This window comes from Nocardia sp. NPDC050630, assembly GCF_044457245.1.
Taxonomy (GTDB): Bacteria; Actinomycetota; Actinomycetes; order Mycobacteriales; family Mycobacteriaceae; genus Nocardia.
Window position 1 is genome coordinate 939,288 of sequence record NZ_JBITGN010000001.1, and the last position, 24,655, is coordinate 963,942.

At 65.1% G+C, this 24,655-nt stretch carries 8 protein-coding genes; 4 read left to right on the forward strand and 4 right to left on the reverse strand.

The annotated features are described in order from the left end of the window. Positions 1 to 6: 6 nt before the first annotated feature. From ACIBG0_RS04210 to ACIBG0_RS04220, 3 genes are all read left to right on the forward strand, one after another. Positions 7 to 18,165, forward strand: coding sequence for a helix-turn-helix domain-containing protein (locus ACIBG0_RS04210; protein ID WP_397029046.1), 18,159 nt, complete (start codon positions 7 to 9; stop codon positions 18,163 to 18,165). Between the two features lie 532 nt (positions 18,166 to 18,697). Then, positions 18,698 to 19,843 (forward strand): acyl-CoA dehydrogenase family protein, encoded by a 1,146-nt coding sequence (locus ACIBG0_RS04215; RefSeq protein ID WP_397029048.1) that lies wholly within the window; start codon positions 18,698 to 18,700, stop codon positions 19,841 to 19,843. Further along, the gene (locus tag ACIBG0_RS04220; protein WP_397029050.1) at positions 19,827 to 20,498 is read left to right on the forward strand and encodes a TetR/AcrR family transcriptional regulator; all 672 of its coding nucleotides are present in this window, start codon (positions 19,827 to 19,829) and stop codon (positions 20,496 to 20,498) included. Before ACIBG0_RS04215 ends, ACIBG0_RS04220 begins: the two co-directional genes overlap by 17 nt. Positions 20,499 to 20,512: 14 nt before the next feature. On the opposite strand, the gene ACIBG0_RS04225 is transcribed toward ACIBG0_RS04220, so the two are convergent. Continuing rightward, positions 20,513 to 20,881 carry a hypothetical protein gene (locus tag ACIBG0_RS04225; RefSeq protein WP_397029052.1) on the reverse strand — a complete coding sequence of 123 codons (369 nt, stop codon included), beginning with the start codon at positions 20,879 to 20,881 and terminating at the stop codon, positions 20,513 to 20,515. 300 nt (positions 20,882 to 21,181) lie between these two features. On the opposite strand from ACIBG0_RS04225, the gene ACIBG0_RS04230 reads away from it, so the two are divergent. After that, complete coding sequence (locus tag ACIBG0_RS04230; protein ID WP_397029054.1) at positions 21,182 to 21,937, forward strand: DUF4190 domain-containing protein; 756 nt, start codon at positions 21,182 to 21,184, stop codon at positions 21,935 to 21,937. A 29-nt stretch (positions 21,938 to 21,966) separates the two neighbouring features. Here the strand turns inward: ACIBG0_RS04230 and ligD are convergent, their stop codons facing one another. The 3 genes from ligD to ACIBG0_RS04245 form a co-directional block, all read right to left on the reverse strand. Next, the gene (ligD, locus tag ACIBG0_RS04235; protein WP_397029056.1) at positions 21,967 to 22,977 is read right to left on the reverse strand and encodes a non-homologous end-joining DNA ligase; all 1,011 of its coding nucleotides are present in this window, start codon (positions 22,975 to 22,977) and stop codon (positions 21,967 to 21,969) included. After that, positions 22,977 to 24,062, reverse strand: coding sequence for an ATP-dependent DNA ligase (locus ACIBG0_RS04240; RefSeq protein WP_397029058.1), 1,086 nt, complete (start codon positions 24,060 to 24,062; stop codon positions 22,977 to 22,979). Before ACIBG0_RS04240 ends, ligD begins: the two co-directional genes overlap by 1 nt. A 165-nt stretch (positions 24,063 to 24,227) precedes the next feature. Continuing rightward, entirely contained in the window at positions 24,228 to 24,626 is a 399-nt protein-coding gene (locus ACIBG0_RS04245; protein ID WP_397029060.1) for a cold-shock protein, read from the reverse strand. Positions 24,627 to 24,655: the final 29 nt, after the last annotated feature.

The window sequence follows — 24,655 nt, forward strand, 5'->3', positions numbered from 1 at the left end:
GTGCCGGTGGACGGTTCGCTGCCGCTGAACCCGGTCGTGGAGCTGCGCAACTCGTTCGAGGATTTGCCCGATCTGGTGCGGCGTCCGATCGAGATGGTGGTATTCGGGGGAGAGTTGCCGCGTGCCGATATTTCCGGGATGCGCCGGATGGCTGCGGAGTTCCGGGCGAAGGCAGCTGCGCTGGACGATCATTCGAAGGACGCGAAAGAGCTACTGGCACAAGAGGATTCGGTGGGCGCGCTCGCCGAACGACTGCGCGAGACATTGGGTTCGCATCAGGCCGGGGCGGCCAGGCTCAGTGACGACGCGCTGGCGCTGGCCGATCAGGTGCAGGCCGCAGCCAACGATGCGGAGAAGACGCTGTGTGTGATGTTCGTCTTCGGGATCGAGCTGGCGTGGCGGATCTTCAGTGTGCTGTCCGGTGCGGCCGCGGCTGGTCCTGCCGGAGAAGTGGCGGCGGTGCCGGTGGTGGAGTCGATGCTGGTCGAGGGGCGCGGCAGTGTCGCGGTGATGCGTGCGGGCCTGGAGCAGGCGTTCAGGGCGGGTGCGATGAAGACGGCCGCCCGGCTGTCGGCGCTGGGGCCGCTCCGGTTGCCTGTCACGTTGGGTAAGGCCGCGGCGCTGCCGGTAGGTGTCGAGGCGGGCGTGCAGGCGCTACAGGTCGGGTCAGGTGATCGAACCCTCGCCATGATCGGACCGGACGGCGAGAACCCGACGGGCATCGATCTGACATCGATCGAAGTCGCGGCCTTGTCGGGTGCGGGTGGTGCGTTGGGCGGCATGATCGCGGGCCGGGTCGCGCCGAAGGTGTTTCCTCGGATCGAGAGCAGCCGATTGGCGCTCGGGTTGGTGCATGGCACTGCGGGCGCGGTGTCGGGTTTGGGTGCGGCGGCATTGGTGACCGGTTGGCCGGACCATTTCGACCATGTGCTGGCGCCGTTGCTCAACGGCGGTTTCGCTGGGGTTGTGCACGCGCACGCCGCCGCTCACCCGGGATCGAGTGCGCCGGCGGTGACCGACGGCGGAGGGGCTTTCACCCGGCCCGACCTGCCCGCGGCCGCGCGCAGCACCGCGTCGCCGACACCTGCTCTCCCGCCGGTGGAAGTGTCCGCGGAATCGAAACAGGCGTGGGCGGCTGCCAAGGCGGCGTGGGCGGCAGCTCCGGATACGGTGGCTGCCGGGGACGCGCGGGCGGAGATGTCCGCGGACGGAGCGCACGGGAACACCGCGCCGGTCAAGTCCGGCGAATCGCGGTCGCCCGCAGCATCGGGCTCGATGCCACACAATGACGCGACTGGCCGTGCTCCGCTCGGACTCGACTCCGCGGCGCCGGCGGTGCGTTCGGAGACGGGTGCGCCGGTGGCGGGACCGCAGCGGGGCGAAGCGGTTTCCCGTACGAATGCGACAGCGCCGCGACCGGTCGAGGCCGGTGGGGAAACGTCGGCGGCGCCGAAGGTTTCGACGAGCACCCCGGCCCGTCAGATCGGCACTGGGGCCGAAACACCTGCCGGTGGTGAGCACCGATCATCAGAGAGTCACGAGCACGGCAACAACGGGAAAGTGAGTGCTGCGGGAACTGAAACCCGCCAAGAGACCTCCGTTGATGCCCGCCCGGCCACTGGTACCCGCGACGGGCCCGAAACGGCGGCCGCCGGTGAACACCGATCATCAGGGAATCACGATTACGGCAACGACGGGAAGGTGAGTGGCGCGGGAGTTGAAACCCGCCAAGAGACCTCGGATGATGCCCGCCCGGCCACTGGTACCCGCGACGGGCCCGAAACAGCGGCGGCCGGTGAACACCGGTTGCCGGGGACGGAGGAGGACGGTCGCGCAGGAAAGGAGGAGCACGCTCCCGTGGCGGAGCGGAGCGTCTCGGCGGATGCAACGGGCGACGGGGTGTCTTCCGGCCCAGCTGCGGATTCGGTCGACAGTACCGGTTCGCCGGCGCCGAGCGCTCGTGATCAGGCGGTCGAGTTGTTGGCCGATTTCCACGCCGGTTCCGGTGATCACGTTCCGGAGCAGCTGCGGCTGTGCAACCTTCCGGACGAAGTGTTGAAGGCCGGATTGTTCGACAACGACGCACAGAAGTCGATGATCGCGACGGCGGAGATCATTCGGCGCGGCACGATCAGCGACGCGGTGCCAGGCGGGATGGTATTGCGGGCCGAGCAGGCGGAGGGAGTGTACGCGCTGGCCAAACGTCCGGTGGAGATGAAGCCGGGCGAGGGCAAGTCGCTGATGTTCATGGCGGCGGCGATGCAGCGGGCAGTGCGTCACGGTGAGTGTCTTTTGGTGACGACGACCGACGGGCTCGCCCACCGGGAATTCACCAGGTACCAGCACCTATTGGCCGATTTCGGGATCGACGTGTTTCGCGCCGACCAGCAGAACGGTTTCGGGCCGGTCACCGACGGTCGGCCGGCGGTCGTGGTGGCCACCGGCGAAACGGTCGGGCATCTGTGCAACGCCGGTCACCGGCCGCCGCGCCATGCGTTGATCGATGAGATGGACGGGATCATCGACCGTGGTGAGAGGCTGTTCCTCCGGTCGGAAGGCGTGGAGCAGGCCGCGCCAGAGGCGACGGCACGGGAGGTGTTCGCCGCACACGATTTCCTCGCTGACGCGCTGGCGAAGGGGACGTTGTCGTATGAGGATTTCGGCCTCACACGGATTACCGAAGAAGTCGGTCAATATTCCGACGGAACTCCTGAGGTCGAGTTCTGGTACGACGGCCGGGCGGAACTGACGCCGGTGGGACGGGAGAAGGTCGAGGCGCTACCGGGCGGGAAACCGTGGTTGGAAGGGTTGGGGTTGTCGCGGCTCGAGATGGCCGCTGCCGCCGAGTTCACCTGCCGCAAGAGCACCCACTACGTGATGGATGCGGGCAAGATCGTCATCATCGATCAGGGCGAACACGGTCTGCAACGCAACCCGAAGACCTCGAGCGAATCACGGTGGAGTGCCGAGCAGGGCAAGGCGAGCCTGGCTCAGGCCGTCGAGGCCAAGGAGATCCGTGCAGCCGAAGCCATCAGGATGAGCGCCGAGCAGCACCAGATCGTGGTGCGCGCCGACGCCGACTCGGCCCAGAAGATCAACGCCGTCGAAATCTATCGCACGGGCGGTCGACCGGAGGACCGGTTCTTCGATGAGGTCACCGGCGCCTCCGGCACACTCGCGGACCTCAACCCCGTGCTGGAAAAGATCTACGGACTGGAGGAAGCGCACCAGGTCGACCGGTCTCGGGAGCAGCGGTTGATGGAGGGTGCCCCCGAGGTGGTGGCGAATACCCGCGTCAAGCTGAGCGCTATCGCCGAAGGCGCGCACAGAGTATGGCAGGGGGGCCGGGGCAGGTCCCAGGAAATCTTGTGTCATCGCAACGACCTGGTCGACAGGCAGGTGCAGGCGCTGGTGCGCCAGGGTGTGCCGAGAGAGGCGATCGAGGCGGTCGACGCCGAGCGGATCGCCGGGTGGGGCGCGGGGTGGGAAGGCCAGTTGCAGAAGATCTTCGATACCGCCGGTGAGCAGGGCAAGATCCTGGTGATCAACCGGCAGGGACAGCGTGGTGTCGATATCGCGGTGTCGGAGGCGGTGCAGGCCAAGGGCGGCATGTTCGTGTGGATGACCGAAGTCCCCGAGCAGTCCTACATCCATGAGCAGGCTAAGAACCGCACCGCCCGCAATGGGGACCGTGGGTCCGCGCAGGCGCTGATGTCGCCGCAGGATGCGCTGATCCGCAAGGCTATGCATTTGCACGGGGTACGCGCGGTGGCGGTCCGCTACGAACAAGTCGCCGAAGCCCACCGCGCCGACCCCACCCCCGAGAACCACAACAACCTGGTCGAGGCCGGCCACGATCTCCGCTCGCTGGTGCCCGGACTGCAAGAGCGTGCGCTACGCCACGCCACCGCCGACTTCATCCGCCACCACGCGTACCTCACCGACAACCCGGCCGCCGTTCTCGCCGCCGCCGAGGCGAGCTACTTCCCAGACCGCACGGACCTCGAGCAGCCGGACCAGGCTGCGCGCCTGGCCGGGTTGCTGGGGATTCCGGCGTCGACCGTTGCCGACGCTGCTGCTGCGTTCGACCACGACGGCGCAGGCGATCCGCTGGGCCGGTTGCTGGTCCAGGCCGGTCTGCCGCCCGCCGCGGTGGAGGCATTGCGCCAACAGGTCGAGGCAACCGAACCTGCGACGGCTGCCCGGTACCCGCAGCTCACCGATGAGCAGGCGCTGGACCTGCTGATTCCGCAGCGGGACCGGCTAGCCGCCGAACTCGGCTGGGACACCGCGGACATCGACGGCGCCGAAGGCATGCGCATGATCGACCCCGCGCTGACGGAAGCCGGCGCCAACCTGGCGAAAGCGCTGGGTTACCCCGTCTCCGACATCACCCCCGCCGTAGCCCGCGACGTCCTGGGCGACGCAGTCGAGCACCACCGGTCCACCGAGGCCACCCGCCAACCGGTCGCCCCTGCTGCCGCCTCCCCGCCAATGCAGTCCGAATCGGTGAATCGAGTAGCCGAGCGCCCGGCGACACCGGGCGACTCGGAGGCCGCTGCCGTCGTCGACGACCCAGCGACCGGGGACCCGGTAACCGAAAACCCCGTGGGGGAGGAGGTTATCGCCGCAGCATCGCACTATCTGGCCACCGCGGCCCTGCTCGACCTGGTTGTGCGGATCCACCGCCGCAGCCCCAACAGCTGCGTCAACAATGCCGTGACCGGTATGCGGGTGTTGACCGCACGCCGCTTCGAGCCGCTGTCCAACGAACTGGCCGGCCACGGCCGTGACGTTGTCGAGGAGGTGTTCGGCGCCCCACTCGAGAATGCCGGATCACTGGAGAAGGTGGCCGAATCGCTGAAAGCCCGGCCGGGAGGCATCGCAGTCCTGGTCTACAAATGGAAGGACACCCAGGATCAAGGCAGCGCCGCCGCCGACAACCACATGGTGCTGTTGGTCAACGACAGCAAGCCGGGTGAGCGTCCGAAACTGGTCGTCGTCGACCTGGCGGCCTCCCGAGACGGCCGAAACAACACCGACTACGACCCGAAAGACCTCCGGAGCCGCCGCACGCTGCTGAATAAGGCCGTCCCGTTCGATGACTGGCGAGATGAACAGCAAAAGTTCATCGACAGACTGTCCCCGGACCAACGCAGATTCGAGACCATCGACTTCGACGCCGACGGTCACCTTGTCGCCAGGTCGCACCGCAACGCCGCCGCCGAAATCCTGCCTCCGTCTCAGGACGTCGAGGTCAGTGCAGAACTTGTGCAGGAAATCAACTCGATACAGCCGGGCTGGCCGGTAAATGACCACGGCACACCTGATCTGCCGTCGTGGACCAACGCGCACACGCCCAACAAGTCGGACATTTCCCGGTCGGCCGAACCCGCCCGCATCGGCAGCCGCCCGCACGACACCCCCGACCCGGCCGAGCCGGCACTCGATACCGGGCAGGAACCAGAGGCGGTCTCGGCCACGCCGGTCGCCCTCGAGATGGCCCTAGCCGTGGTGGCCGGCATCCGATGCGGCCCGGACATCGCGCGGGACGCACAGCGTTTCGTGATGAGGTGCTACGAGGAATACCGACAGCAACAAAGGGCCGCCCTTCTGAAGCGGTTCCGGACCGCTCTGGTGAATCGGGACGGGATGGCACCCGAGGAGGCCGAGCAGGCCGCCCGGGAATACGTGGGCAGCGCTGAAGCGCGCCCCGCCATCGACGACGCCGCCGCTCAGGGCGTGGGCGAACTCATCCTCGATATGCATCGCACTGCCGATCGGGTACAGATCAGTCTTCCCGGCAGTCTCGCCGACCTGTATCGAGCCGAAGCGAATACTGCGAACGCGCGGAGTCTGCAGCAGGCCTTCGCTTTGATCGGCCGTGACGAATCGAGTCCGGTTATCGCGCAGGACGCGAAGCGATTTGTTATGTCGTGCTACGAGGAATACCGACAGCGACAAGAGGCGACCGCTCGAAATGGGCGCCAGACCTCTATGGTGAACCGGCACGGGATGGCACCTGAGGAGGCCGAGCAGGCCGCCAGGGAACATGTCGGCAGCGCCGACGTGCGCGCACACATCGACAGCGCCGCCGCCGACAACACCCGCCGGCTCGTCCACAACATCCGAGCCGAGCGGACAAAAACAAGCCCGCCCCTCCTCGACATCCTCGCCCACCTTCACCGGGCAGAAGCGACCACAGCCAACGCGCGGACACTCGCGAAAAGCATGAAGGCCGACACAGGCGACACCCGGGACCCGGGCATCGAACACCGGGGACCCGGTGATCAGGTCGGCGGCCGGCCATCGGAGAATCCGGGCGATCGCTTCGATCGGTGGACGCAGGAGCGGGGTCTTCCGGAGGAAGTGGCGTCGGCCGCCGCGGACGACGCGCGATTCGATAATCGACCGGCGACCGGCCGGACCGGAGGTCCGGCTGGGTCGATCGGTAGCAGGCCGTTCGAGGATTCGCCTGGTGAGCGTGTGTTCGCTGGTCCCGGGTTCGAGGAGTTGGTGCTGGCGGGCCTGGAATCCGGTATCGCGGAACGGTTCGTGGTGGAGGATGCGCCGGGGGTGACGGTCGAGTCGGTGACCTTCGGCACCGGCCTGCGGGTGTTCAGGGAGAGGTATACCGAGCCGATCTTCGCGCTTCTCCAGGAGCTGGATACCAGGGTCGCCGCCATCATGGATGCTCCGGTCGCCCACGCGATGCTGAACGTGGACGACTTCACCGTCTATAGGGAACTCACCCCTGGGCAGCCGGGGGACAGCGTCGACATCGTGGCCCCTGACGTTCTGGATTCGGACTCGGCCCGGCGGCTCGGCTTGTTCGGCGCGGTAACCAGGACGAACCGGACGGCGCGACAGTGGAGTGTGAGCCCGGACAACACGGTGGCGGGCGGACGCTCGCAGCCCGACTTCGACTCCTCGTCGGTCGATATGTTCGCGGCGATGTTCGTGCGGCGTATCGACGGCCGTGAAGTGTGGCAGGACCACGCCATGCTGAGAACCGAACTCGCTGTCATTCGCGAGCAGGCGACGTACCTCGAATCATGGATCTCCGAACTCCCGATCCGCGAGGAAGAGCGAGATGCCCTGCACCGCGTCCTCGGTGTGTACCTGGCAGCGCTTGCGCAGATCGAACGGCACGCTGTGCGCATCCCGGTCGAGATACGGCATCGCGCGGGACTGGATGACGAAGCGAAAGACAAAGCGCGGTTCGTCGAGGCGTTCGGCCTGAAGTATCCACATGTCACGATGCTGGGGTTCGATCACCCGGATGTGCGCGCGCACGTTGTCGAGGAACTCCTCGGTGGCCTGGATGAGATGTTCACCAGGTTCCCGAACCGGACCAATATCCGCGAACTGCGCATCGATTACCTCGGCGATAAGTACACCAGCGCCGTAACACACTATTATCGGGACCTCGACTTGGCGGGTCGAGGGCGGATGCACTTCAACCTGGGTCTTGCGGCCAGACCGGACCAGACTGTCGAACTCGGTATCCAGGCGCATGAACTCGGGTGGAATCCAGTCGGCGACAGACCGTTTCACCACGACGCCGTTCACGAATTCGTGCACGCGATCGATGCCAAGGAGTGGCTCTCGAAGGACCTGCGACAGGTGTTGTCCCAGGCCTGGTCGCAGTTGTCGAGATCGGGCCTAATCGACGAGTCCTGGCAGACTTGGCTAACTCGACTGCCGGAGTACGCCTTCGTTGATAAAGCCAAGACGGGCCTCGCGGTGGAAGAGGCGCTTGCCGTCGGGTTCGCCGAGGCGGACATCCACGGCGTTTCGGTCGGCACGCCGCAGTGGGCGATCCATGAGTACGTCACCGGTGGGCGTCCGCCGCGGATCACACCGGATCTCGAGGTAGATCTTCCGCCGCATGTGGATCGTCCGGATTCGGGTGGGCTTATCGGTAGCAGGCCAGGTGCGGAGCCTGCTCCTCAGTTGGATGTTGCGCGGGGTGAGTGGATCAAGGCGTTGCGGCTCGAGCGCGGGTTGACGCGGAAACAGCTGACGCAAGCGGCGGGCCTGGCGAACAGCGCACTGCCCGCAATCGAGAGCGGGCAGCGGAAGCCGCGGATCGGCTCCTTTCAACGGATCTGCCGAGCACTCGGGCTCGACGACGACGCGCTGAACGCCGCTGTCCGACAGTTCTATTCGGATGTCCCGCTGGATACCGGTGTAGCTGCCCATCAGTCGCCTGGTGACTGGATGCGCGCTGTTCGTATCAGCAAAGGTATGACCCAGTCGGTCCTTGCACACGCGGTCGGTGTGGACCCTGTGCGCATCAGGGTCTACGAGAACAACCGGGAGCGTCCGCGCCCCGGCCTCTTCTTGCGGATTGCGCGAGTTCTGGGGGTAGAGCAGCAAGCGCTGGCGGACTCGGTTCGCGAGTTCTATCGGGACATCGAGTTCGACCTCGACCCCACCGCGCACGACTCTGGGTTGCCCGGAAGTTGGATTGCGGCGCTGCGCTATGACCAGGAGATGTCCAGCGCCGAGTTGGCACGGATCGCGGGCATATCGGAAACATCTGCCAGCCGAATCGAGGGCGGACACTCTCCGAATTCGTTCGTCTTCTGGCGGATCTGCCGGGCACTGGGAGTTACGCCGGAAGTACTCGCCGCCGCCGCGCGCCATTTCTATCGGAATCTCAATTTCGATACCGACCCGGCCGCGCACGATCCCGCGTCGCCCGGTAGTTGGTTCGTGGCGCTGCGGCATGACCGGGACATTTCCCAGAGCGAGGTCGCGAAGGCGATCGGTTCCGGTGCGGGCCATCTCTACCGGATCGAATCCGGAAGGAGCAGGCCGAGGTTCGCGGTATTCCGACGAATCTGTGATGTGCTGGGGGTCGGTGACGAACTGCTGCGGGCCGCCATGCGTCACTTCTATTCGGATATCAATCTCGATATCGAACCTGCTGCGCACAGCCCTGGGTTGCCCGGAAGCTGGATTGCGGCGCTGCGCAATGACGCAGGTATGTCGGGCGGCGAGCTTGCGCGCCGAGCGCGGATGCCTCGGGACTCCATTTCCCAGATCGAAAACCAACGTTTTCGTCCGCGGTTGAGGAAGTTTCGGCAACTTTGTGCGGCGTTGGGGGTCGGTGGTGATGTGTTGCTGGAGGCTGTCGAGCGATTCTACGATCGGGGTCGTTTCGGGCCGTCCGCTGATCGATATGAAGTAGACCTGTTCAATCGATATGTCGCGAGCAGGGTGGGTTCGCCGGAGGAGAGGGAAGTCCGGGACGAGATCTGCAAGAGGTTCGCGTGGGTTCGGAATGCGTTGGCGCTTCGTGAGTCTCCGGATACCCGAGACGAGGCGGGGCAGGCCGCGTGGCTGGGGATTCTGAGCGCGATCGACAACCACTACCCCTCCGCGTCGTTCGCCCCTCATGCCTGGGCCAGCGGTAGCAGAGCAATTTTGCGATACCGCTCCAACCATCAGTTCCCAGATCTGAACAATCGCACCGCGCGGAAAGTCAACGCGGTGAGAGCGCACATGGCGAGGATGGTTGCTGCTGGTGAAACTCTCGACAACACGGAGATTGCCCGCGCGACACGATTGAAAATGGCCGATGTCATGCTGGCGCGGGAGATTTTGACTCGGACCACCGTACAACTGGATGCTCCGATCGGGGAGACGGACGGATTGCATCAGAAAATGGTCGATCGTGCTGCCTCCGCAGGGGCTTCCGATACCGATTTCGCGATGATGATTCGCACCGCGCTAGCTGATATGGCTGATCCTGATGCCACGGAGCGGTTGGTGATGCTGCATCTGGTGGAGGGCGTCCCCTTGGCCGAGGTTGCTCAACGAGTGGCGTTACCGGTCGCGACCGCAGGTGAGGTGTTCGCCGATGCTGTTGCGCGGCTGCGCGATGCGTTCGACTCGCGGAGAACGGGCGAGGTGACCGCGAGTGAGCGGGGTCGGGGTGCGCTCACTGCAGGTGCCGAGGTGGCGCAGCAGGATCAACTGCCGGTACGGACCAGTGATCCCGAGGCTGGCGACGGCGTTCCCGGTGGGCTGATCGGCAGCAGGCCATATGCGGACGATTCGCACTCGGATGCCGCGCGGGGTGCGTGGCTCAAGGCGTTGCGACTCGAGCGGGGGATGACGCAGAAACAGCTCGCGCAAGCCGTGGGCCTGACGAATAGCGCGCTGTCCACTATCGAGAGCGGGAAATCGAAGCCACGGCTCGGCAACTTTCAGCAGATCTGCCGGGCACTCGGGCTCGATGGCGAGGCTGTGACCGACGCTATCCGGAGATTCTATCGGGACGTCGAGGTGGGAACCGCTGTGGCCGCCCATGATTCGCTGGGTGGCTGGGTGGCGGCTCTTCGTAACAGCAAGGGTATGACCAGGGCGGATCTTGCACGCGCAGTCGATATAGCGCCGACGAGCATCACGGAAATAGAGAATGGCGTGTACCCGCTGCCTCGTCTGTTCTTGCGGATTGCGCGAGTTCTGGAGGTAGGGCAGCAAGCGCTCGCGGAGGCGGCTCGCGAGTTCTATCGGGATATCGAGTTCGGTCTCGACCCCGCCGCGCACAACCCGCAGTTGCCCGGAAGTTGGATTGCGGCGTTGCGCTATGACCGCGACATGTCTCAGGCCGAGCTGGCCCGGACCGCGGGCGTACCGGAACAATCTGTCGGTCGAATCGAGCGTGGACGCACTCCGAACTGGATGGTCTTCCGTCAGATCTGCCAGGCGCTGGAAGTTGCGCCGGACGTACTCGCCGCCGCCGTTCGCCATTTCTATCGAGGTGTCAATCCCGATATCGATCCCGCGGCGCACGATCCCGCGTTACCCGGCAGCTGGTTCATGGCGCTGCGACACGATCAGGGCATGTCCGAAAGCGAGGTTGCGAAGGCGATCGGATTCAGCTCGGATTTGTCTCATATCGAATCTGGAAGGGACAGGCCGGAATTCGCGCTGTTCCGACGGATCTGCGACGTGCTGGGGGTCGGTGACGAACTCCTACGGGCCGCCACCCGCCACTTCTATCCAGATCTCGATATCAATCCCCCTCCGCACACATTGCTGGGGGGTTGGATCAAGGAGTTGCGACTCGAGCGTGGGATGACGCAGAAAGAGCTTGCGCATCGGGCGCGCATGTCCCAACCCTACATTTCCGCCGTCGAACTCGGAACCCGTTTTCCGCCGGTGCGGAGATTGCGGCAGCTCTGTGGGGCGTTGGGTGTGGGTGGCGATGCGTTGCTGGAGGCGGTCGAGCAATTCTATGCGGGTCGCTATGAGCGTTCCGGTGACCGGGAGGAAGTAGCTCTTTTCCATCGATATGTGGTCAGCCGGGTAGGTTCATCTGAAGAGAAGACGATCCGGGACGAGATTTGCGCCACAGTTGCGTGGATTCCGAATGCGTTGGCGCGTCGTCAACCTCCAGACATCCGCGATGAGGCGGTGCAGGCCGCGTGGCTGGGGATTCTGAGCGCGATCGACAGCCACGTCCCCTCCGCGTCGTTCGCCGCCCATGCCTGGGGCGGCGGTAGGAGAGCAATTCTCCGATACCATCTCGCGCGCGCGTTCCCGGATCTCGACAATCCCACCCTGAAGAAAGTCAGCACAGTAAGAGCGCAGATCGACCGGATGGTTGCCGCGGGCGAGGTGCACGACGATGCGGCGATCGCGCGCGCGGTGAGTTACCCGGTGGCCGATGTCGTATTGGCGCGGGAGATTCTGGCTCGGCCCGCCGCGCGATTGAATGCGCCGATCCAGGGCAAAGATGGCGAGCTGAGTCGAGACGTAGCCGATCCGGCTGCTGATACAGGGTTTTCCGATACCGATTTCGCGACGACAGTTCGCGCTGCGCTGGCGGATTTGGCTGAACCTGATACCGCTGAGCGATTGGTGATGCTGCATCTGGTGGAGGGTGAGCCGTTGGCCGACGTGGCCGCGCGGTTGGGGTTGACGGTCGCGTCGGCGGGTGAGGTTCTCGCCGAGTGTGTCGCGCGGCTGCGTTCTGTGTTCGATCCGCATCGTTCCGCCGAGGTGACCGCGAGCGAACAGGATCCGATACCGGGGAACCAGATGAAGGCTGAGCCGGATCAGCTGACAATACGCGGCAGCGATGCCGAACCGGATGGCACCGACAGCCGACGGACCGGGGGTGAAGGTGGAGGTCCGAGTGATCTGATCGGTAGCAGGCCACATGAGGACGATTCGCACTCGGATGCTGCGCGGGGTGCGCGGATCAAGGCGTTGCGGCTCGAGCGGGATCCGGCCACGCTCACTCCGACGGGCGAGGTGGTGGCGGCGCAGGATCAGCTGCCGGTACGGAGCACTGATCCCGAGTCGGGCGAGGGCAGCCCGACCCCGGGTGGCCTCATCGGCAACCGACCGGTGGGGGGTGAGCGCGGTTTCGTCGGCAGCAGGCCGTTCGAGGATTCGCCTGGTGAGCGTGCGTTTGCCGGTCCCGGGTTCGAGGAGTTGGTGCTGGCGGGCCTGGATTCCGGTATCGCGGAACGGTTCGTGGTGGAGGATGCGCCGGGGCTGAGGGTCGAGGAAGTAACGTTCCGCAACGGCTTGCGGGTGTTCGCGGAGACCTATTCCGACCCGATAAAAGCGGACATCCAGGTGTTGCAGGCCAAGGTCGCCGCAGTCATGGGTGCTCCGGTCGCCCACGCGATGCTGAACCTGGAAGACGACCACGTTTATCGGGAACTCACGCCCCACGGGCGCCCCGGGCACAGCTTCGATGTCTTGCCCCCGGAGGTTCTGGAGTCGTCCTCGGCCGTACTGCTCGGCCTGTTCGATGCGGTGACCAGCACGAATCGGACCGGGCAAGAGTGGAGTATGGGTCCGGACGACGACGTGATGGGCGGGCGCGCCCAATCCGACGTCGACACTACGCCGGCCGGTGTGTTCGCGGCGAAGTTCGTGCAACGTATCGATGGTCACGAAATGTGGTTGGACAACACCGTACCGAGGTGGGCGGTCGAGGACATTCGCGAGAAGGTGACCTACCTCGAATCGTGGATCGAAAGCTATCCGGCTCCCGAGAAACACCGAGATGTGCTGCTCGACATCCACTGCGGGTACTTGGCAGCGCTGGCACAGATCGAACGGCACGCCGTACCCACCCCGTGGGACATGTTGCATCGTGCGGGGCTCAACGACGAATGGGGCGATAACGATGCGGAGGCCAAGGCGCGGTTGGTCGAGGTGTTCAACCTGAAGTATCCGTATCTCACGATGGTGGGGTTCGACCATCCGCATGTGCGCGCCCATGTCGTCGAGGAGATCCTCGGTGGCCTGGACGAGATGTTCACCAGGTTCCCGGGCCGGACCAATATCCGGGAATTGCGGATCGATTACCTCGGCCGTACCGATGCCAGTGCCAGAACGACTTCGTATGTAGATCGCGAAGCGGCGGCGGGTCGAACCGAGCGGATTCATTTCAGCCTGCACCTTGCGGCCAGGCCTGCGCCGTTTGTCGAACTCGGTATCCGGATGCATGAACTCGGGTTCAGTCCGGTCGGCGACAAACCATTCCATCACGACGCCGTCCACGAATTCATCCATGCGATCGATGCCAAAGAAGGGCTCTCGGAGAACCTGCGACAGGTGCTGAGCCGGACCCATTCACAGTTGTCGAGGCTCGGCCTGGTCGACGAGCACTGGTGGACCTGGTTCGCTCGGCTACCGCGGTACGCCTTCGGTAACGAAGCCAAGACCGTATTCGACGACGGCGAGGCGCTTGCTGTCGGGTTCGCTGAGGCCGACATTCATGGTGTGCCGGTCGGTTCACCGCAGTGGGCGATTCATGAGTACGTGACCACCGGGCGTCCGCCGCAGGTCACGCCGGACCTCGAGGTCGATCTTGCACCGTATGTCGATCGTCCGGTCTCGGACCGTGCGCGTGGTCTGATCGGCAGCAGGCCACATGAGGACGATTCGCGGCCGGACCTCGAGCGTGGATCCGCAGATGTGATGGCGAGTGAACAGAGCCCGGCACCGCGGACACCGTGGAGCACGCGAGCCGAGCCGGATCAACCACCCGCGCGAAGCGGCGATACGGAGCCGGGCGAAGGCAGCCCGAAACCGGGCGGCCGCGTCGGCAACCGACCGGCGGCGGACGAGGGCGGTCCGCGCGGGCTGATCGGCAGCAGGCCGTTCGAGGATTCGCGTGGAGAGCGCGCATTCGCTGGTCCCGGTTTCGAGGAGTTGGTGCTGGCCGGACTGAATTCCGGTATCGCCGAACGCTTTGTGGCAGAAGGGGCGCCAGGGATCCGGGTCGAGGAGGTGACGTTCGACAATGGCCTGCGGGTGTTCATGGAAACCTATGCCGATCCGATAGACGCTCTTGTGCAGGTGTTGCAGACCGAGGTCGCCGCCATCATGGGCGCTCCGGTCGCCCACGCGATGCTGAACCTGGAAGATGACCGCATTTATCGGGAGCTCACCCCAGGGCGGCCGGGGGACAGTGTCGAGGGTGTGGACCCGGAGGTTCTCGGCTCGTACTCGGCCACAATGCTCGGCCTATTCGATGCGGTGACCAGGACTCACCGGACGGCGCGCGAGTGGAGTGTGGCCGACAACCAGGTGATGGGCGGACGTGCCCGATCCGACGTCGACGCGACGCCCGCCGGTGTGTTCGCGTCATCGTTCGTGTGTCGGGTCGACGGCCGTGAGGTGTGGCTGGACCACGCTATGCCGACGTGGGATGTCGCGGCCATTCGGGAGGCGGTGTCCTACCTCGAAGAGTGGATCTCGAAATTTCCGATGCCCAAGCAACATCGAGAGGTGCTTTTCGATATCCATGGTAGGTATATGGCGGCGTTGGCGCAGGTTGAGCGGCATGCCGGGCTTACCTGGGGCGAGATAATGCATCGCGCGGGGCTCGATAAAGCGGCGCGGGCCAAGGCCCGGTTGGTCGAGGCATTCACCCTGATGTATCCGCATGTGGCCATGGCCGGATTCGATCATCCGGATGTGCCTGCTCATGTTGTGGAGGAGATTCTGGGTGGGTTGGATGAGATGCTCACCAGGTTCCCGGGCCGGACCAACATTCGCGAACTGCGCATCGACTACACCGACTCCCAGGGCACCAGCGCCAGAACGTCCTACGATGCGGCCCCCGCGACGGCGGGTCGGAGCATGCAGTTCAGCCTGCGCGATGCGGCCAGGCCGACAGAGGCTGTCGAACGCGGGATCCGGTTGCTCGAGTTCGGCTTGAATCCGGTCGGCGACAGGCCATTTCATCACGACGCCGTGCACGAGTTCGTGCACGCGATCGATGCCATGGAGGGGCTGTCGAAAAATCTGCAACAAGTGCTCTCACAGACCCATTCACAGCTGTCGAGTCTCGGCCTGATCGACGAGCACTGGTGGACCTGGTTCGCTCGACTGCCGGAGTACGCCTTCGGTAACGAAGCCAAGACCGTATTCAACGACGTGGAAGCGCTCGCTGTCGGGTTCGCGGAGGCGGACATTCATGGCGCGGCGGTCGGGTCGCCGCAGTGGGCGATCCACGAGTACGTGACCACGGGGCGTCCGCCGCAGGTCACGCCGGATCTCGAGGTCGATCTGCCCGCACATGTAGAGCCGGATTCGGATGGTTCGAGTGGACTGATCGGCAGCAGGCCACACCAACACGACGAGACCCCACGGCAACCCACACCTGAACGGACGACGCCCTGGTCGCGGAAGGGAACCGACGAACCACACCCAGCCCACCAACACCGCGCATATCCGTCGCCCATCCCCGAGCGGCCCGCCGACAATTCGCCGAGCACGTTCCAGCTCACCCTCCGCGAGACCAAAGTTCTCGCTCGGGTGCAACAGGGTATGACGCACGAGGAGGTAGCGGCGGCACTGGATATTTCCGTGCTCGATGTGCGGGCGAACCTGGCCAGTCTCCGCCGCAAGATCAGAAATGAGCAGGCACGGCAGGTTGCGGCACGCCAACTTGGCGACCTGCCGTCCACGACATCGGAGTTCGACCGTTTCCGAGCGGCCATGTACGCCGCCTTGATGAGTGCCGACCAGCCGGATCCGCGACAACTGCTGGCCGAGGCAAGCCCAGAGCAGATGGAATCCGCTGTCCAAGGGCTCAGTTCGACTCATCAAGGGGCGCTACACCACCTGCGAGTGGGAGCGGGTACACCAATGATCCGCAGTATGGCGCTCATCGCGGCTCAGCGATGGGTGAGCACCGTTGCGTCCGCACACCACCGGTCCATGGCGCTGTGGGCCACAGCGCTGGCCGAGGCCAGTCCCGCTGACGTGCACGCAGCGCTCGACCAACTCACCGCCGCCGAACGCCAACTCCTGGTCAACCGGTTCGCACCGACGACGTCGCCCACCACCTTCGAACCCGACGGTTCCGTGCGTGCCTTGCGTGCGGTCGACATCGTCCGGCACGTCGCGGGGTGGATCGCGACCCGTGCGGGAACTCCGGCTGTAGACGAAAACGGTATCGACGAGAGCGGATTCCAGCGCGGACACCATCTCGTGGAATACGAAACGTACACGGCGGACGAATGTCTGGACGCGGTCTTGAATTGGATGGACCGGCAGGCCCCACCGGAGTCGGGCAAACGGTCCAGGCGTGTCCGTCGAGGTTCCTCGTCGGCGACTGCGGATCGATCCGACGGCCGATTGCACCAGGACGGGCTGCCTGCTGACGAGCCAGGCGTAGGAGTCCCCATCGTCCCCGGCGGCACCCATCCAGCGACCGCCTCGTCCGAGGAACCAGGGCATCCGGAGGACTCCGTGCCCGACGACGCGAGCGACTACTGGCGCTCGTTGCCTGCGGATCACGGTTTCGAGGACGAACAGCGGCGGCTGGCCGACGAGGCGCTACGTGCCGGCGGCTTCGACAACGCGGATAGGTTGCTGCGTTGGGGGTATCGCCTGCCAGCGTGGTCCGCACGACGCCGCGCGACCGAGAACGGCGAGTGGTGGAACTCGCTGGGCGACCCCGCCGAACCAGGTGCGTTGAGCGCTGCGCAACAGGCACTCATCCAGGTCTACCCACACCGGATCGGCAACGCCGAGGGCCTTCCCGCCACGATCCGCGACCACGCCAACCGGCTGTCGATCAGCCGCGATCTCGGCGAGTTCCTAGCCCGCAAGCCAGCGGACCAGAGGCTGCTCAACTGGACGCGGACCGGCCTCACCGACGCTGAGAGGAAGCAGCTCGGCAACCTGATCCGCACCCGAAATCACTTGCGAGAGTTGGACCGACAGGCCACGAAGGTACCGGGCAGTCCGCCGGTGCATGTCCTGTCCTACGACTCGACCGCCTTCCACGGCAAAGGGAAGGCCGTCGTCGCGCTCGGCAATGTGGACACCGCGCACACGGTGAACTGGCATGTGCCCGGGACGAATACGACGTCTTCCTCGTTGGCCTACCAGTTCAAGCCGCTGCGTAACCTGTATGAGGAAACGCTGCGGGTAGATCCGTCGCTCGAGCTGGCGTCGATCATCTGGATCGGATACGACGCGCCGGCCGGGCCGGTGAAGACCGGTTATGCGAAGGCCGCCTTCCGGCGCCGCGCACGCGTGGGCGGGGACCGGCTGCTGTGCGACATCGCGGCATTCCACGCCACCAGAAGTCTCGCCGGAACCGCCGCCCCCGACCAGCTTGCCATCCGGATCTACGGGCACAGCTACGGTTCGGTCACGATGTTCTATGCGGGCAGGTACGGCAGGTTCGCCGGCTTGGTCCGCTCGGCAACCGCCGCGGGCTCGCCGGGAGCGGCCTCGGTTCGCCATGCCGCAGAGCTGGGCATCGGCGCCGACAATGTCTATGTCGCCGCATCGTGGCGCGATCTGGTGACCATGTTCGGAGCGGACGAGCCCGGCGCGTGGAGCCGCCTCAACCCGTGGCTCGGCCTCGGCATCGATCCCGCCACCGAGGCATTCGGCGGCAAACGTATTCCCGCCGAGTTTCCCGACTCGCCGAACTTCGCCGGCGTCGAGGCCACGCATCAGGGCTATCTGCACCGCGATCCGGCGACCGGGCTGCCCACCGACGCGCTGGCCAACGTCGCGCAAATCACCGCAGGACGCGGCGACACCGTCGCTTCGGTGGATCGCCGTCGAGCGGGCGGCGGGGTGGTCGCGCGACCCATCGACTCCGAACGCGGGCGATACGCCAACGCCAACAGCGATCGAGATATCGACTGAGGTGGCCGTACGGGAGAACCCGGAACGGCCGGTCAGGGTGCTGGTGTGGTCCGGAACCGATGGTCACCGCTTGGCCGGGGATGTGCGGCGATGTGGTCACGGGCGCCCGGCTTCGTCCGGAACGGCAGTTGGTCGTTCACGGGGAGGGCGGCCGGGCGGCGAAGAAGGTGCTGACGCACGAATCGGTCACGCGCACCGTCGGCACCGTAGTGATCTGCGGCGAATCGAATCTCGAGACGACGGGCGACGTGCTGCGAGATGTCGCCGCGTCCGTGGACGTCTACTACGGTGTCGCTGCGCGGACTATGGCGGCCCGTCGACGGCTGCGTGCGCGGTGGAGGTCGTGTGCCCGGACTAGCCGAAGACTGGTTGTATGAACCAGGCTCGCAGCCGACCGGTGATCCGCATTGCACCTGCATACCCCGGGTCGACCTGCCCGTGCCCGCTTTGTTGACATCATGCCAATAGTGCGCCACTCTGATGACAAGACGCGGGTGCCACAGGCCCGCGCGATCGAGCAAAGGATTCTGCGATGGCACGCGCGGCATGGAGTGATGACGAGGTCGAGGCGGTCCGGGAGCTGGCGCGAAATTTTTTCGAAAAGGAGGTCGTCCCGCACGAGGAGAAGTTCGTCGCACAGGGACATCCCGACCGCGCCCTCTACAACCGGGCTGGTGAACTCGGCCTGCTGTGCACCGCGATCCCGACCGAATACGGCGGCGGTGGCGGCACTTTCGCGCACGAGGCCGCCATCATCGAAGAACAGTCCTTCGCGGGTGACGGCTCCATGGGCATGGCCGTGCACACCTCGATCATCGCGCCTTATATCCACCACTTCGGCACCGAAGACCTCAAGCAGCGGGTACTGCCCAAGGCCGCGACCGGCGAGATGGTGCTATCCATCGGCATGACCGAACCGGGCACCGGATCGGACCTGCAGAACATCAAGACCCGTGCGGTCCGCGAGGGCGACGAGTACGTCATCACCGGCTCGAAGATCTTCATCACCAATGGCTGGCTCTGCGACGGAATTCTCATCGCCGCCAAGACCGATCCGGCCAAGGGTGCGGCGGGCGTCTCGCTGATCTTCGCCGAGGTCGGCGACGACACCCCGGGTTTCACGCGCGGTCGCATCCTCAACAAGATCGGCGGCAAGGCCCAGGACACCGCGGAGCTGTTCTTCGACGGACTACGCGTGCCCGCCTCGAATCTGCTCGGCGAGGTCGAGGGCCAGGGCTTCTATCAGATGATGCAGATGCTGGCCCAGGAGCGACTGGTCACCGGCATCCTCGCGGTCGCCATGATGGAGAAGGCGGTCCAGCTGACTGTTGAATATACGAAGGGGCGCGAGGCCTTCGGCAAGCCGTTGTTCGCCATGCAGAACACCAAATTCGAGATGGCCGAATGCGCGACCATCGCCAAGGTGAGCCGGATCTTTCTCGACGACTGCATCGGCAAACATCTGGGCGGCGAGCTCGATATTCCCACCGCTGCGATGTCGAAGTACTGGCTGACCGATCAACTCGGTATTGTGGTCGATCGCTGCCTGCAACTGTTCGGCGGCTACGGCTACATGACGGAGTATCCGATTTCCCAGCTCTACACCGGTGCCCGCGTGCTTCGCATCCTCGCGGGCAGCAACGAGGTTATGAAGGATCTCATTGCCAGGTCACTCTGAGGTCCCCGCTAGCGATCGCTTGCTGATCGCTCGAAACAACACCGAGGCGCAGCCGCGCAGGCGCAGGCTGGAACCGGACGAGCGACGCGCACAGATCCTGGAATGCGCGATCGACATGTTCGGCGAGCGGCCCTACGCGGCGGTCTCCACCGCGGAACTCGCGCAGCGCGCCGGGGTCGCGCGCGGATTGATCAACCATTACTTCGGCAATAAGCGCGACCTGTATCTCGCGGTCGTGCGCCGGATGGTCACCCTGCCACGCCTGGACGATATGGTCGCACCGACCGGGACCGACCGGGAACGCGTCGATGCGAGCGTGCACTGGCTGCTGGATGTGATCTCCGAACATGGCAGCACCTGGGTCAAGGTGACCAGCCACGAGGGCGTCGGCGACGATCCGGAGGTGCAACAGATCCTGGATCAGGCCGATGACGCGGCCGCCGAACGGATGCTGCTGATGGTCGGACGCGCGGATTCGGCGCACAGTGCGCAATTGCGTGCCATGGTCCGCGCATTCGGTGGTCTGGTGAAAGTCGCCGGCCGGGAATGGATCACCCGCGGCGCCCTCACTCGCGAGCAGGTACATGTGCTGCTGGCCGACATGCTGATGACATTGGTGACCGAAACCATGCCGAAGGTCGATCCGGGGCGCTGACGCTGCGGCGTCGGCTATTTCGGCGATTCCGAAGGGCTTTCACCGGGCCCTAGCCTGCGTTCGGTGGCGCTGTAGCGGACGGGCCGCACACGGCCCGGCGCGTGCCCGGTGCGACCGTACTTCTGCTCGATCACTTCCTCGCGGTGATGCTCGATCAGCAGTGCGCCGACTCCGGTGATCCACAGTGCGGCAGTCACTATCGCGCCGATCCGGGTCCAGCCGATGAAACCGTAACCGGCGGCGGTGAGGGTGCACGCCATGGCGACGACGCCGAGCAAGCACAGAATGATGCCGGGAACGTTGTAGTCGTCACCGAGTAGATCGCCCGCGTGGGAATGCCACGGGCGCGATTGTCGTCCTGTCGAACGGGAGCCACCGCGCATGGATCCCTCCTGTGCCGAAGTCGCCGCATAGATAGGTCCCGGGACCAGCATCTACCTCGATGAGGTACCGCGCGAGTGGTATTTGCCGGTTTGTAACTCCCCTGCTCGAACCGCATCGTTGCGAAACCGATCAGGACAGGCGAGTTGACATGATGACTTTCGCGATTACGGTTTGATGACGATTGATCGGCCGTTTCGGATGATGTTGCGGCCGTCGGCCCCTATTCTTTGTCGGTATCGGGGCGGGTCCGGGCAGTTCGAGGTTCCTGCGCGGTTTGGTGGTGTGGAAGAGGGACCTGGATGGCACGGACGGATAACCGTGAGCGCGAGCGCTGGCCGGAGGCGCAGCCGGAGGAGTACGAGGCGGAGACCGGAGCAATCGGCCGGTGGCCCGATGCCGAGCCCAACGACCGCTGGCCGGAGATGGAGCCGCCGACGAGGCGGGCTCCCCGGGCCGGTCGACTACGGGTCGAGGTTCCGCCCATCGTCAACCCGTATGCGATCGTCGCCTTGGTGGCCGCGCTGCTCGGACTCTTCCCGGTCGCGATCGTCTTCGGATTCATCGCCTTCAGCCACCCGCGCGGTAAGACCATGGCAGTGTGCGCGCTGCTGCTCGGTGTGATCGAAGTGGTCGGTATCGCCGGATATGTCGTGCTGTCCGGCAGCAATTTCTCCGACGCGTTGTCGGGGATGAGCCGGACTCCGGTCGTATCGAGTGTCGCGCTGCCCTCCACGATCTCCCAGACCGCTGTCGTGCAGCCCTCGGCGGTGCCGCCCGTCATCACACCTCCTCCGGCCGCTACGTCGACCAGCCAGGTAGCCCCGAAGAAGGGGACGGTGTGCACCGAGCCGGGCCGCATCGGTACGGGGGCCGACGGCACGACTCTGCTGTGCTTGGCCAGCGGCGGTGTTTACCAGTGGAACGGTCCGTATACCGTCGGTGGCACCGTCGCAGAGCCAGGAACCAAATGCGACGGTTCGACCAAGAGTGCCCGCACCGCGGACGGGCGCGCGGTCACGTGTGAGAGCAAGGTGTGGGTGCTATGGACCGAATAGCGTCCGGGGATGCAATAGCCTTCCGGTAGCTAGCCTTCCATTTCCGGCTTCTTGGCGCGGCTCGGTTGTACTCGGGGCGGCTCGTTCGGCATCTTGGGATATTGCGGTGGCCACGGTGCGTCCATAAGCCCGGCGGCCATATCGCGCTCCGACATTTTCAGCAGCGGCTCGATGGATTGGGCCGGTCGCTGCGCCCACGGGTCACCGGATTCGGCCAGCCGCGCCGGGACGGTGGCAATGGTCAACTCGTCGGGGACAACGGTGTCGAGATCGGACCAGGCGATCGGGGTCGAGACCTGCGCGCCGACCTTCGGGCGCACGCACCACGCGCCGAAAACCGTTTTGTGCGGGGCATTCTGGTTGAAGTCGACGAAGACGCGGTTGCCGCGTTCTTCCTTCCACCACTGCGCGGTGATCTCGTTCGGATGCCGCCGCTCCAATTCCCGAGCCAGCGCCACCGCCGCCGCGCGCACCTGATAACCGTCCCATTTCGGTTCCAGCGCAACGTAAATATGCAATCCGCGCGACCCGGAGGTCTTGATCCGGGAGTCGATGCCCAGTTCGGTGAACAGCTCGCGGGTGAGTACCGCGGCGTGTTTCAGATCGTCGAAGGTGATGCCGGGGGAGGGATCCAGATCGATACGCAGCTCATCGGCGATATTCAGATCGTCGACGTGATTGGGCCAGACGTGGAAGCCGAGGCAGCCCTGGTTCACCGCCCACAGAATGTGCGCGAGATCGTGGGCGACAAGGGCATCGCTGGTGGTGCCATTGGGCGTGGCGACCTCGACGGTGTGCAGCCAGTCCGGCGCGGATTTCGGCACCCGCTTCTGGAACCACGACTTACCGGACGCACCATCGGGATACCGCTCCAGCAGCAGCGGCCGATCGCGCACCACCTGCAGGAACGGTTCGGCCACCGCCTGGTAGTACCGCACCAGATCGAGTTTCGTCTCACCGCGTTTGGTGAAGTAGACCTTGTTCGGATTGCTGATGGCGACGGTTCTGCCATCGACTTCGATATCGACCGACTCGCTCATCATCGTCCCCGCGCTTCGGTGAAGATGGCGCTCAATTCGGCCGGTGCGACTTCGTCGAGCTGGGCATAAGTACACGATTCCGGTGTGCGATCGGATCGGAAGCGAACCAGCCTGCCGCCGTGCCGCAATCGGCCCGACTGCACATGTTCGTAGCGGACCTCGGCCACCAACTCCGGACGCAGCGCCTCCCAGGACAGATCCTTACCGCCGGTCCACCGGCTCACCCCGCCCGGCATCTTGCCATCGGCCTTCGCCTGCGCCGCCGCATCGGCCCATTCCCGCCACGGGTGATTCGCCAATGCGTTCTCCCGCAATGGTTTCAGCTCATCCACCAGCGACTTGCGTTTGGCGGCGGTGAAACTGCTCGCCACCCCGACATGATGCATATTGCCCGCGTCGTCGAAGAGTCCGAGCAGCAGGGAACCGACGCCCTCGCCATCCTTGTGCCAGCGGAAACCGGCCACCACGCAGTCGGCGGTGCGCTCATGTTTGACCTTGAGCATCACCCGCTTGTCCTGCAAATATGCCAGCTCGTTCGACTTGACCATGACGCCGTCGAAACCCGCACCCTCGAATCGGGTGAACCAGTCCTCGGCGACGGCGGGATCCTGGGTGATCGGCGTCAGATGCACCCTGGCGAGTTCGGTATCGAGAATGGTCTCCAGCAGTCGTCGGCGTTCGGCGAACGGTTCACCGGTCAGATCCTTATCGCCGAGGGCGAGCAAATCGAAGGCGACGAAACTGGCGGGTGTTTCCTTGGCCAACTTGTTCACCCGGGAGGCCGCCGGATGCAACCGGTTCTGCAGGGTGTCGAAGTCGAGTCCCGCATCGGTCACCACCACGATTTCGCCGTCCACCACGCATCTATCCGGCAGTGCCGCCTTCAGCAGTTCGGCGACCTCGGGAAAATAGCGGGTGAGCGGACGGTCGTTGCGGGAACCGAGTTCCACTTCGTCACCGTCGCGGAACACCACGCAGCGAAAGCCGTCCCATTTCGGTTCGTAACTCAGCCCCGTCTCATGTGGCACCGAGGGCGCCGTCTTCGCCAGCATCGGCCTGACGGGCGGCATTACAGGTAAGTCCACACCATCCTCCTCGGGGGTCCGTTCTCTCACCCATATCGACGTCGCAGTCGACGCGGATTCATCGGTGCGGCCGGGGCTGTGGCTTGATCGTAGAACGCCGGTCCGACAAGGTCGTGAACCTCGCCTGGACCGCCCGAACTGCCGAGAAGGTGGGGAGGCGGCGCGCTATTCCAGCCAGCCGTGCTGATCGGCGAAGGCGGTCAGGCGGTCGCGGATGGTGAGGATCTCCCCGGCGGTGAGGGCGGGGCTTGCGTCCAGTAGTAGCTCGGTGATCAGGCGTTTGTGTTCGGTGGCGGTCAGCTGGCCGGAGCCGGATCTGTCTTTTTTGTGCCGAGGAGCGGGTGGTAGCGGTTGACCGCCGACCACGGCGAGATTGATCGCCTTCGGACCACGATCACCCTCGGTCACATCGAATTCGAACACCCGCCCCTGACGCAGTTCGTCCTCGTCCAGTCCGATGTCGTTCACATGAACGAACACATCCGGACCACCATCGTCGGGCCGAATGAACCCGAATCCCCGCGAACTGTCGAACGACACCAATTTCCCGATGGACACCAACACCCGCTCCTCGCGCCGTCGCTACTCGGCCA